Origin of the sequence: Actinosynnema sp. CA-299493, from assembly GCF_050946825.1 — a bacterium.
Lineage (GTDB): Bacteria > Actinomycetota > Actinomycetes > Mycobacteriales > Pseudonocardiaceae > Actinosynnema.
This window is the reverse complement of sequence record NZ_CP191993.1, coordinates 6250132-6263593: the sequence shown is the minus strand read 5'-3', so window position 1 is coordinate 6263593 and position 13462 is coordinate 6250132. Positions and strand designations below refer to the sequence as shown.

The following is a 13462-nucleotide window of genomic DNA, read 5'->3' as shown; positions in this document are numbered from 1 at the left end:
CCTTCGTCGCGCCACCACCGTAGAGCCGCGGGTGAACCGATCCCCGGCTCGCTGATCACGATTTCACCCGAACGGTCGCTGACCCGCGCTCCCCCGACGAGGACACAGGAAGCGTGGTGATTGACGCAGAGTTCGCGCGTGCCGTCGTCCAGGCCGCCGAGTGCGGTCGGGTGCCAGACGGGCTGAGCACCCTGCTCGGCCCGTCCCCCGACCCCGGAGTGCTCGACCACTGCGGCGTGGCGCTGCTGGAGCTGGGCATGGACGAGGACGACCCGGTCTTCGCGCGGGCCGCGGCGGTGTTGTTGGCCAGGCTGGTGGAGCTGACCGGGGACCGGTGGGAGCGCGCGGCCCAACTGACCAACCTGTGCCTCGCCCACCACGAGGCCCACCGGTGCGGCGGTGACCGGGCGGACCTGGACCACGCGGTGGCGGCGGGCGAGCGCGCGGTGGAGGTCGTCGACCACCCGGACCGCCCCGTGCTGCTGGCGAACCTCGGCATCGCCTTGCGCGCCCGCCACGACCGCCTGCACCGGCCGGAGGACCTGGCGCGCGCGGTCGAGGTCGCCCAGGAGGCGTTGACCGCGCTGCCCGGGCAGCACCCGTACCGGGCGCGGTACCTGTCCAACCTGGCCTCGGCGTGTACCGCCACGGCGCGGCAGACCGGCCGGCGGGCCGACGCGGAGCGGGCCGTCGAGCACGCCGCCGCCGCGGTCGCCGCCGGGGCCGAGGACCCCGAACTGGCGATGTACCTGCACCGGTTGGCCGACGCGCACTTCGAGCGCCACCGCCTGGGCGGGCGGGCGACCGATCTGGACGAGGCCGTGGCGCGGGACGAGGAGGCTGCGGCAAAGGTCTTCGCGGAGGGCCCCCGGAGCTGGGTCCCGGCCCTCGCCGGCACATTGTGCGTCTCCTACGTGCACCGGTTCCGGCGTGACGGCGACCCGGTGGACCTCGACCGGGCGATCGGCGCCGGGCGGGCCGCGATCGAGGGCACCGGAGGAGGGCAGCCACACTTCGCCGCCCGCGCGGCCAACCTGGGGGTGGCCCACCAGGAGCGCTACGAGCGGACAGGGCAATCCGCCGACCTCGACGAGGCGGTGGCGTGGGGCCGGCGCGCGGTCGAGGCGTCCGACGACGACCCGTCCCTGCCCCGCAGGTTGTCCGACCTCGCAGCCGCCCACCACCTGCGCCACGACCGCGACGGCGCGGTGGCCGACCTGAACCTGGCCATCGACCTGGGTGAGCGGGCCGCGACGGCGGGGGAGGCGAGGGCGCTGTCGAACGTCGCGCTCGCCCGGTGGCAGCGGTACCGGCGGGAGGAGGACCGAGCCGACCTGGATCGTGCGGTCGAGGCCGGGGAGCAGGCGGTGTCCACCGCGGACCCGGGCGACTCCGACCTGGTGGCGATGCGGACCAACCTCGGGCTCGCGCTGGTGAGCCGGGCCGACGACACCGGGTCCGAGACGGACCTGCAGCGCGCCGTGCACCTCGCCCGCGATGCCGTGTCGAACACCGCGGAGGGGCACCCGGATCTGCCCACCTACCTGTCGAACCTGGGCAACGCGCTGGTGCGGCTGCCCGCCGACGTGGACGAGGCGGTGTCCCACGCGTGGCGGGCGGTCGAACTGACACCGGACGAGCACCCGCGGGCCGCGGTGCGGCTGGCGAACCTGGCCAACACCCTGCTCAGGCGGCACCGGTCGACCGGTGGGCGGGGTGAGGCGCGGGAAGCGGCGGACGACACCACACCGCCTGCTGCCGGAGCGACCGCGCAGGAGCCGTCCCGGGGTTCGACGCGGCACGCGGTCCGGGACTTGGCCTGGGACGCGGCGGAAGTACTGGCCCGGGTCGACCGGGTCCGGGACACCTGCCCACCCACCGACCTGGTACGACTCGGGCACCGGGCGGGGGCGCTCGCGCTGGCGGCCGGGCAGGACCGCCCGGCGGTGCGACTGCTGGACGAGGCAGTGGACCTCCTCTCCTCACTGGTCGTCGGCGGTGCCCGGCGGGTGGACCAGGAGTACTGGTTGGGCGAGCACCGCGACCTGCCCGGAGACGCCGTGGCGGCGCACTGCGCGGTGGGCGACGCGGCGGGAGCGGTCGAGATCGCCGAGGCGGGCCGCGGCGTGCTGCTGAGCGCCGCACTGGACACGCGCGCCGGGCCGACAAAGCTCGACCCGGCGTCGGCGGCGCGGTTGCGGGAGGTCGGAAGCCTCCTGCGGCACGTCCGGGACCGGGCGGAGCGGGCCCGGCTGCGCGCCGAGCACGACGACTTGCTCGATCGTGCCCGCGAGGCCGGGTTCCCCGCCCGCCCTCGGTTCGCGGACCTGCGCGCGGCTGTAGCGGGTGGTGCGGCCGTCCTGGTGAACGCCGGGTGGCACGGCGGTCACGCGGTCGTCGTGACCGCCGACGCACCACCGCTGCTGGTGGAGCTGCCGCTGTTGCGACGGGCCGCCGCGGACCAACGTGCGGAGGCGCTCCTGGGGGCGACCTACGACCGGGGTGAGCTGGGCGGCGGGTCGGGCACGGTGGTCGCGGAGGTTCTGGAGTGGCTGTGGCACGCGGTGGTCGGGCCGGTGCTCGCGGCCGTCCCGCTGCACCGGGTGTGGTGGCTCCCGGTCGGCGTGCTGGGTTTGTTCCCCCTGCACGCGGCCGGTGTCCCGGGACAGCCGGGTGCGCTGGACACCGTGGTGTCCTCCTACGCGTCGACCCTGCGCACCCTGGCGTGGGCCCGCCACCGCCGCCACGCGCCGCAGCGCCGCACGCTCGGGGTCGCGGTGGGCGCGGGGCTGCCCGCCGCCGCAGAGGTACGGGCGGTCGCGGATTTGCCGCTGGTCGCGTCTGAGGCGGTGCCGGAACGGGTGCTGGCCGAGCTGCCCCGGTTCACCTGGGCCTACTTCGCCTGCCACGCGGACGTGGACCTGCGCGCGCCATCGTTGAGCGCGCTGCACCTGCACGAGGCGGACCTGCCCGTGTCGGCGATCCACGAGCTCGACCTGGAGCACGCCGAGTTGGCCTACCTGTCCGCGTGCTCCACCGGTCACCGCGGCGTGCGGCACGTGAACGAGTCGATCAACCCGGCCTCGGCGTTCCAGCTCGCGGGGTTCCGGCACGTGGTGGCGGGCATGTGGCCGCTCAACCACAGCGTGGCCAAGAGAGCGGCCAGGCAGTTCCACCACTCGATCGGCGACCGGGCCGACACCGCCGCCCAGGTGCTGCGCGAAGTGACCCTGGGGCTGCGGGACCGCTACCCCGACGCACCTGCCGCCTGGGCCCCGCTGATCCACAGCGGGCCCTGACCCCTGTGCAGCCCGGCTCTGCGGTCGGGTGGTCCGGTCGTGGTGGTGTGAGTAGGTTGCGGGCTTGGTGAAATGCCGCCGGACATACGAAGATGAACAGCCTGAACGGACTGTATCTGCTCTTGCTCGGCCGGATCGGTCGACCGGTAAAAGGTCTTCATGTAATGCTTGCGGTGCGGGAGATCTTCTCCTGTCACCAGGGGGGACTCGGGGGAGTCCATGTAGCGCCTGTTTTGGCGTGCGCATCTGTCGCTGTACCGGCTTCTGGTGCCTGTGATCAAGGGGGCACAACTATGTCTACTCGAACACGCTTGTTTGCCGTGACCGGCACCGCCATCGCCTTGGCCTCGGTGTTCGCGCTTCCGGCCGGGGCCGCTCCGGCCAAGCCCGGCGGCGAGGTCGGCGCGGCGCATGCGGCGTGCGGGACCACGAAACCCGACAAGGACGACAGCTCGTGGCTGGCCACTGCCGAAACCGCGGCCAGGCAGCGCAGCGGGTCGTCCACGTCATGCACCGCGCTGGGCACCGCTCAGACTTCCGACCGGCTGGACTACCACTGCTACACGGTGGGCAACGACGGCTACACGTGGACCTACCTGCGCAATGACCGCACCGGCGTGGCCGGCTGGGTCCGCGACGATCTGCTGGAGGACTACGGCAGCGGCGTGCCCTGCTGACCAAGGACGTTCCCGAGGGGTCGGCTCCGCGTCGCGTCTGTCGCGGAGCCGGCCCACCGCCCCCGGCCGGAGATGGCACTGCACGTCCGCGGGGGAATCCGTTCGCAGGTGGGCTCGCCGCAGGCAGGGGTGATCGGAGCTCATCTATTCTTTGTTGCCTGTAATAACCGACTGCCGCGGGATGTCGATAACGACGCTTTTGATGTTGTCCGTGCACGACCGGTCAACTGTGAGTGGGTATCGGTCGATCTTGATTGGATCGCGTCACCTGTTCGGCAGGTTGTTGGCACAAGATCACTCAGGTTGACTCCGGTGAGCTTGTGTTGATCGGGGGAGCGGTCCACACCGGGTCGTGATAACCGTGGGGGGAACATGCGTGGATCGCGGCGTTTTGGCATGCCCGGACGACTGTCCATCGTGATCGTTCTGATTGCGTTGGTGTTCGTGGGGCTTCCGGTCGGTCCACCGCATTTCCCGGGGGAGTGGCCAGGGGTGAGTTCGGCGCTGGCCTGGCTCGACGATCTGTTCACACCGTCGGCGTCGGCCGAGGCGAAGGCGTCGGAGCCCCAGGTCGAGGCCGCGCCGCCACGTGATCCGGCCGAGCGCGTCCGGGAGGTCCCGGAGTTGCGGTCGGAGACCGCAAAGGTCTTCCAGCGGGTGGACGGCCAGTTCGAGGCCGAGGTGTCCGCGCGTCCGGAGCACTACCGCGACGCCGAAGGACGGTGGCAGCCGGTCGACACCGCGGTTCGTCCGGACACCCGTGACGGCTTCCGGTTCGGCAACGACCGCAACGCCTTCCGCAGCTCCTTCGGTGACAAGTCCGACAAGCTGGTGCGCTTCGAGCACGGTGGCAAGCACATCGCATTGGGCGTTGACGCCGACCAGAAGTCGTTGACGCCGAGGGTGGGGCGCAACACCGTTGTCTACCCGGACGCCTTCGACGGCGCGGACCTGGTCTACCAGGTCGGCGACTCGCTGAAGGAGAAGATCGTCCTGCACCAGGCCCCGGCCGAGGCGGTCTACCGCTTCACCCTCCAGGCGGGCGGCGTCACGGCGAAGGCCGAGTCGGACGGGTCGATCGGTTTCTACCCCGGTCCGGACGCCGAGGGCACGCCGCTGTTCGTGATGCCCAGGCCGTTCATGCACGACAACCGGGACGACGGCGCGTCGCCGTACGGCAAGGCGTGGAGTGACAAGGTCACCCAGACCGTGGAGCAGCAGGGCGCCAAGACGACCATCACCGTGCGCGCGGATCGCGACTGGCTGGCCGCGCCGGAGCGCGAGTACCCGGTGGTCATCGACCCGACGATCACGATCCAGCCGACCGTCACGCAGTCGCAGGACGTGATGATCGCCCAGGACCTGCCGACGTCGAACTTCGACGGCAACTGGCGGCTGTCCACCGGTACGACCAACGCCGCCACGACGACCGCGTACCGCAGCCTGGTCCGGTTCGGGCTCGGCAGCGTCCCGTCCGGCGCGACGCTCAGCTCGGCGCAGCTGAAGATGTACTACGACCAGGACTTCGACCCCACCGGCAAGGCGGTGGAGATCGAGGCTCGGCGGGTCACCGCTGCGTGGAACGAGGCCACCGCTACGTGGAACTCGACGAACACCGCCTTCGCGGAGGCGGCGACCGGAACGCAGACCAAGCCCGCGACCGTGTCCAGCGCCTGGCACTCGTTCGACGTGCGCAACATCGTGCAGTCGTGGCTGACCGGCGCCACCACCAACCACGGCTTCATGCTCAAGGCGAAGACCGAGGCCCCGCAGTTGGGCGGGCTGCGCTACGAGGCCGCCGAGTACGCCTACAACGGCGAGAACGCCAACTCGCCGAAGCTCGTGCTGGTCTACGGTCGGCCGAGCGCGATCCTCGACGCGCCGACCACGATCCACGCCACCGGCGCGGAGCTGTCCTGGTCCCCGTACGTGGACCCCGATCCGGCCAACCCGGCGGACGACCTGGTCGAGTACCAGGTCCACCGCACCGTGTTCCAGACGTTCACGCCGTCACCGTCGACGCTGGTGGCCCCGCTGGCGCCGGGCACGACGAGGTTCGCCGACACCACGGCCAAACCCACGGCCGCGGACTCGGCCGACCCGTTCGGCGCGGCCTACTACTACATGATCGTGGTGAAGACGCGGGACGGGCAGCTCGTGCCGTCCACCACCGAGCTGGTGCGGCTGCCCAAGGCGGGCCGGATCGTCAAGCTCTACCAGAACCTCACCGCCGACGCCCACCCGGACACCACGTTGTCCAGCGCGCAGCCGACCACGAACCTCAACAGCCCCAACGGGCAGGCGTGGCAGCTCGTGGGCAAGGAGAGCAGCAGCTTCGGCACCACCCGGTCCGTCATGGACTTCGGTGACCTGACCGACATCCCGGACACGGCCAGGATCCTGGACGCCGAGGTCGAGATGTGGACCACCACCACGGTGGGCACCAGCGCCGTCTTCGACGCGCACCCGTTGGCCAAACCGTTCGTCGAGGGCCAGGCGACGTGGCAACGCGCGTCCACCGCGACCGCCTGGACCACACCCGGCGGTGACATCGGAGCCGCGTTCGACAACGTCCCCACGATCACCAACGACCCGAAGTGGCACATCTGGGACGCCACCGGCACCGTGCAGGGCTGGATCGGCAACCGGGCGTCGAACAACGGTGTGCTCGTCAAGCTGCGCAACGAGACGTCGACCGGCCCGACGCAGCGCGCGATCTTCCTGTCCGGTGAAGCCGTCGAACCGCAGTTGCGGCCCAAGCTGGTGGTCACCTACACCGCGCCGACGCCCGAGCTGACCTACTACACCGCCGACACCCCGTCCACGCGGATGGTGCCCGGCGACGAGTACGCGTTCCCGGTCACCCTGGCCAACACCACGACCACACCGTGGCGAGCGGCCGACCAGGTGCTGTCCTACCGCTGGACCCTGCCCGACGGCACCGACGTCACCACCGGCGGCAACCGCCTGGAGACCGCACTACCCGCCGACGTCGCCCCCGGCGCGTCGGTCACCGTGCAGGCCAAGGTGAAGACACCGATCCAGAGCGACTCGGGCAACAAGCGCGAGCAGTACGTCCTGCACTGGGACCTGCTCGACCGCACCACCGGCCAGTGGCTGTCCCAGACCGGGAACCTGCCCGCCATGCCGCAGAACGTGACGGTGGAGGACCCGACCTCCGACCAGCTGGGCCTGGAGAAGTTCTACCAGTACATCGGCACCGGCACGGGCAACGGCTCCGGGCTGAAGGTCAACCCGTACGTGGGCAACGTGGTGTGGAACCACGACCCGTTCAGCAACCCCGGCCGCGGCCTGGCGACGTTCGTGCGGATGACCTACAACAGCGTCGACACCGCGTCGACGTCGATGGGTCAGGGGTGGTCGCTGGCGGCGTCCAGCATCATGCGCCTGGGCACACCGTTGGACCTGCACCCGAAGGGGCAGGACTACCCGACCACCACGACCCTCACCGACGGTGACGGCACCAGTCACACGTTCGAGCTGAACAAGAACGGGAGCACCGACCCGACGCGCTGGACCTACGACCGCCCGGCCGGCGTGCACCTGTTCCTGCAACGCGACGGCGCGGCCGACCCGTCGCGCCGCTGGAAGATGACCCGCCCCGACCGCACCGAGTTCCTGTTCGACGAGGGCGGCTGGCTCACCGCCATCCGCGACAAGAACGCCAACGAGCTCCAGTTCACCTACACCGAGCGCAAGTCCAACAACCAGCCGCGCAAGTTCCTGACCTACATCACCGACCCGGCCGCGCGACGCACCCTGGCCCTGGACTACTACGAGAAGGGCCAGACCTACGCCTACTACGAGAACGGCGTCCGCAAGACCGGGACCAACCTGACCAACCCGAAGATCATCGACCAGGTCGAGACCATCAAGGACCTCTCCGGCCGCACCCTCGCGCTGACCTACAGCGACAAGGGCTTGCTGGAGGAGCTGGTCGACGGCGCGGGCGATGCCAAGGCCAAGACCTTCCGCTTCACCTACGACGCCACCCAGGGCAACAAGAACGTCAAGCTCGTCAAGGTCACCGACCCGCGCGGCAACGCCACGGACCTGTCCTACTACACCGCCCCGGTCGACCCCAAGGACAAGTGGAAGGTCCGGACGATCACCGACCGCGGCCGCGGCGTGTCCACCTTCTCCTACACCGACCCCGACGGCACGGCAGGTTCGACCATCGAGGCCACCACGGTCGACGCCCAGAACAAGACGACCAAGTACACGATGGACGGCTACGGCCGCCCGACGAAGGTCGTCAACGCCAAGAACGAGACCACCGAACTGACCTGGGACGCCGACAACAACGTCGTGGCCGCCAAAGCGCCCAACGGGGCACTGACGACGTGGACCTACGACCAGAAGACGGGCGTCCCCACCTCGGTCCGCGACCCGGAGGCGAACAAGAACAACACCCCGGCCGGCACTCTCGGGTACCAGTTCGGCCTGAACGGCCACACCGCCGACCTCACTTCGAAGGCCAGCCCCGAGGGGCGTCGATGGAGCTTCGGCTACGACGCCAAGGGCAACCTGACCTCGGTCACCGACCCCAAGGGCACGTCGACGACGACGGCGGGCGACTACGAGACCACGTACACCTACGACCAGCACGGGCAACTGCTCGTCGCCACCGACGCCAACGGCAACCCGACGACGTACTCCGACTACGACCCCGTCGGCTATCCCCGCACGGCCAAGGACGCGCTGAACAACATCACCACCACCGTGTACGACGTCCGGGGCAACGTCACCTCGGTCACCGACGCGCGCGGGAAGACCACCACCCAGACCTACGACGTCTTCGGCAGACCGCTGGAGTCACGCGTGCCCAAGGACGCCGCGGTCGGGGACTTCGTCGTCACCCCGGCCCCGGTCTACGACGCCAACGACAACGTGACCACCGAAACCGCGCCCAACGGCGCGGTGACCACGGCCGTCTACGACGCGCTCGACCAGGTGACCAGCGCGTCCATGCCCAAGGACGACCCGGCCGGGCCCGCCCGCACCGCCTCGTTCACCTACGACAAGGTCGGCAACGTCCTCAGCGAGACCTCGCCGCTGGGCAACCTGACGCCGACCAACCCCGACGACTACGTCACCAGGTACGAGGTCGACGACATCTACCAGGTCGTCGCGGCGGTAGACGCTCTTGGTGGACGCGCCACCGTCACCTACGACAACGTCGGCAACCCTCTCACGGTGACGGACCCGCGCAAGAACGCGACCGCGGACCCCGCCGACTTCACCACGAAGTACACCTACGACCTCAACGGCAAGGTCCTCACCGAAACCGACGCGGCCGGGCACGTCCTGCGCAACGCATACGACCGCGACGGCAACGCCGTGGCCAACACCGACCAGGACGGCAACCGCGTCGAGATCCGGTTCGACGAACGGGCCAAGCCCGTCGAGATCAAGGCGCCGCACAAGCTCGACGGCACCACCCTGATCAGCCGGATCACCCGCTACGAGTACGACGAGGTCGGCAACCGCACCCGCGAGATCACCCCGCGCGGCGTCGAGACCGCCGACGACCCCGACGACTTCGTCCGCCAGACCACCTACGACCAGCTCAACCGGGTGAAGGAGGAAATCCTCCCCTACGACCGGGACGACTCCCGGCACAACACACCCGACAAGATCATCAGCAGCTACGACGCGGTCGGCAACCTGGTGGAGACCAGCGCCCCGCCGTCGGGCACGCAGACGGTCCGCAACATCTCCAAGTACACCCACTACGACAACGGCCTGATCCGAACCTCCACCGACGCCTGGGACATCACCACCCGCTACGAGTACGACGCGCTGGGCGGCCAGACCAAGGCCACGCTCAGCAGCGCGGGCGACTCGGTGAGCCGTACGATCGTCAACACCTACTTCCCGGACGGCAAGCAGCGCACCAAATCCGACGACGGCGTGCCGGTCGGCAAGCACGTCGCGCTGGTGGACAACTCCGACACCGCCAACACCACGACCGCGGGCATCTGGGCCACCACCGGCTCTGGCACCGGCTACCAGGGTTACGACTACCGCACCGCCACAGCGGGCACCGGCACGTCGGCGTTCACCTGGACCCCGGTCGTCGCCGCGAACGGCACCTACGAGGTGTCGGTCCGCTACGCCGGGGGCACCGCCACCAACGCCCCCTACACCGTGCACCACGCGGGCGGCACCACGACCGTCACCGTGGACCAGAAGACGCGTGTCGGCGAGTGGGTGAGCCTGGGCAGCTACGCGTTCACCGAGGGCAGCAGCCACAAGGTCGTGCTCACCAACGCCGCCAACGGCACCGTGGTCGCGGACGCCGTGCGACTCGTGCGCGACAACAGCGGCGACACCGACACCGAGCAGAAGACCTTCGCCTACGCCTACGACGCCAACGGCAATCTCTCGTCGCTGACCGACAGCGGCTCGGGGGCCCGGGTCGACACCTACGCGATGGCCTACGACGGCCTCGACCGGCTGGCCAAGGTGGAGGAGAAGCTGGCGGGAACCGTGCGCGGCACCACCGGCTTCACCTACGACCTCATCGGCAACCCGCTGACCCGCACCCACGACCGGCAGAACGCCACGTTCGACTACGACCCGCGCGACCTGGTCAGCAAGGTCACCAACACCGAGTCCGGCGACACCCCCAAGGTCACCGCGTTCGACTACACCAAGCGCGGCGAGATCCTGAAGGAGACCCGCGGCAACGGCAACGTCGTCGACCACACCTACTACCTCGACGGCGCGATCAAGGACCAGGTCGAAAAGACCGCCGCCGGCACCCTGGTCGCCGAGCACCACTTGGAGTACAGCGCCAACGGCCATCGCACGCGTGACGCCGCGAAGCGGATGAACGCCGACGACAACTCCGGCTACCTCGACCACGTCTACGACTTCACCTACGACCCGCGCGACCGGATCGCCAAGCTCACCCGCTCCGCGGCCGGCGGCGGGGTCCAGGAAACCGAGACCTACGTCCACGACGCCAACGGCAACGTCACCCAGGAGACGATCGAGGGCAAGACCACCGACTCCACCTACGACCGCAACCGGCTGACCTCCAGCACCAGCGGCGGGTCGACGTCGACGTACAACTACGACCCACTGGGCCGCCTGGACACCGTCACCTCGGCCGGGAAGGCCCTGGAGAAGTACACCTACGACGGCTTCGACCGCGTCGCTTCGCACCGGCAGCTCAAGCCGGACAACTCCACCGAGACGACCAAGTTCACCTACGACCCCTACGACCGCACCACCTCACGCACCGAGAAGGCGGGCGGCTCGGGCGAGGAGACCACCGTCTTCTCCTTCCTCGGCCTGTCCGACGAGGTGGCCGCCGAGGAGATCAACGGGGCGCTGAAGAAGACCTACACGTTCGGCCCGTGGAACGAGCGGCTGGGCATGGTCAAGCACGATGCGACCAAGGAGTACTCCTACTACTCCTACAACGCCCACACCGACGTCGAAGTCCTCACCAAGCAGGACGGCAAGGCCAGGGCCACCTACGGCTACACCGCCTACGGCAAGGACGACACCCAGCTCTACACCGGCGTCGACAAGCCCGACCCCGCCAACCCCGACAAGAAGCCCTACAACACCTACCGCTTCAACGCCAAGCGCATGGACGCCGCCACCGGCGACTACGACATGGGCGCCCGCGACTACGACCCCCAACTCAACCGCTTCCTCACCCGCGACATGTACAACGGCGCCCTGGCCGACCTCTCACTGGGCACCGACGCGTTCACCATGAACCGCTACGCCTTCGCGGGCGGCAACCCGATCTCCGGCATCGAGATCGACGGCCACCTGTTCGGCATGAGCTTCTCCGACATCGGCCACCTGGCGCTCGACGTGGTGGGCTTGGTCCCGGTCGTCGGCGAGGTCGCGGACCTGGCCAACGCCGCCTGGTACGCCGCGGAAGGCGACTACCTCAACGCCGCCCTCTCCGCAGCCTCCGCCATCCCCTTCGCCGGTTACGCCGCCACCGGCGCCAAACTCGCCATCAAGGGAGCCGACGCAGTCTCCGGCGCGGTGAAGGCCTCCGATGACGTAGCTGCCGCAGCCGCCAAGACCGGCGCCGACGCATCCGGAGCCGGGGCCAAGACGGGCACCGGTGCCACACCATCCGGCGGCACCCGCACGAGCGACCCGGCGGCAGCTAACCCACGGCCCACGCCCAAGCCTGTACCGGCACCCGCAAAGGTCGCACCGTCGAAGGCCGATCCTTCAGCCGCACAGGCGGGTCGGGCCTGCAACTGCTTCCCGACAGGTACCGAGGTGGCTACCGAAGACGGTGAGAAGCCGATCGAGGACGTGGAGGTCGGGGATCGGGTCTGGGCTCGTGACCTGACCACTGGCGTGTCCCACCTGCGGACCGTAGTCGCCCTGTTCGAGAAGCAAAGTGAGCGGCTGGTAACCGTCGAGGTCGGCGGCGAGTCGGTTGAGGTCACGCCGGAGCACCCCTTCTGGGTGGTCGGGCGCGGATGGGTGGACGCCGGAGCCCTGAGGGTCGGAGAGCAGCTGCTCACCCGTGATGGCCGCTGGCTGTCGATCGAAGGGCTCAGCGTCCGAGCCGAGCGGGTCACCGTCCACAACTTCGAGGTCGAGGGCGACCACAACTACTACGTCGCCGACTCCCAGTTGTTGGTCCACAACTGCAAGGTCGGCAAGGAGGTGTCCGGCGGGAGCTTCGAGACCTTCGAGCAGGCCCGCAACGCCGCGTTGCGCGACCTGGGGTCGATCGACCAATCGACAAGGAAGTCGATGTTCGGCAGACTGGAAGCCGCCACCACCACGTTCGGCCGCAAGATCGGGTTCACAACCCGCGTGGACGGTGTCTACAAGCAATTCCGGATGGACTTCGACCCGGAGAAGGGACCTCACATCAACATTATGATCGGCAAGGGTGCGTCGGCCCGGAAGCTGTTCTACTCCTGGCGGGGAACTGAGGCGCAATTCGGGCGATTGCTGAAGAGGAACTCTTGATGGGACCAGAGGACCACGTCGTCCCGCTCCAACCGCTGCCGTCCGCCCTGGCCGGCCAAGAAGCCGAGAGCATGGGTGTCCGGACGCTGACCCGTGCGCAGAGCCGGGAAGTGGACGCGAAGAGCCTCAACCGGTTCGGGCACCTCTCAGGTGACGTGCTGGACTGGGGGGGTGTTCCGGTCCTCGACTCAGCTGTCTACACCGACGAGGCCGACGCTGTGCGCCGGCTGCGTGAACTCGTCGCCCGACGGGCATCCGACAGCGCCGAAGTGGTGGTCCTGTGGGGCTCCTCGGGGATGCCCACGGTCAAGATGCCCGTCGCTGCGCTGGACCGCTACCTGGTGGACATCGTAGAAGTGGGACCGCAGTTCTGGCTGTACCTGCCGGCCGAGCGCTACCTGGTGGAATGTCTGCCCGACGGGCGGATCACCGGAGCTTCGGTCCCGGATGAGGAGGAAGACGTGTAGTTGCGGTCTGCGGGTGTCGGACGCC

4 protein-coding genes are annotated in these 13462 nt (G+C 69.5%); all 4 read left to right on the top strand.

Annotation, left to right across the window (positions count from 1 at the left end; genetic code table 11):
- The first annotated feature begins 116 nt into the window (after positions 1–116).
- The 4 genes from ACQPYE_RS26040 (at position 117) to ACQPYE_RS26025 (ending at position 13437) form a co-directional block, all read left to right on the top strand.
- Positions 117–3299: a CHAT domain-containing protein gene (locus tag ACQPYE_RS26040; RefSeq protein ID WP_498715050.1), complete on the top strand. Its 3183-nt coding sequence runs from the start codon at positions 117–119 to the stop codon at positions 3297–3299.
- A gap of 320 nt (positions 3300–3619) precedes the next feature.
- The gene (locus tag ACQPYE_RS26035; RefSeq protein ID WP_498715049.1) at positions 3620–3976 is read left to right on the top strand and encodes an SH3 domain-containing protein; all 357 of its coding nucleotides are present in this window, start codon (positions 3620–3622) and stop codon (positions 3974–3976) included.
- Between the two features lie 492 nt (positions 3977–4468).
- Positions 4469–12970 (top strand): DNRLRE domain-containing protein, encoded by an 8502-nt coding sequence (locus ACQPYE_RS26030; protein WP_498715047.1) that lies wholly within the window; start codon positions 4469–4471, stop codon positions 12968–12970.
- Positions 12970–13437 carry a hypothetical protein gene (locus ACQPYE_RS26025; protein ID WP_498715046.1) on the top strand — a complete coding sequence of 156 codons (468 nt, stop codon included), beginning with the start codon at positions 12970–12972 and terminating at the stop codon, positions 13435–13437. Before ACQPYE_RS26030 ends, ACQPYE_RS26025 begins: the two co-directional genes overlap by 1 nt.
- Positions 13438–13462 lie beyond the last annotated feature (25 nt).

Bases quoted from the DNA above. Each gene is read 5' to 3' on its own strand.
- ACQPYE_RS26025 (WP_498715046.1), top strand. From the start codon at position 12,970: ATGGGACCAGAGGACCACGTCGTCCCGCTCCAACCGCTGCCGTCCGCC.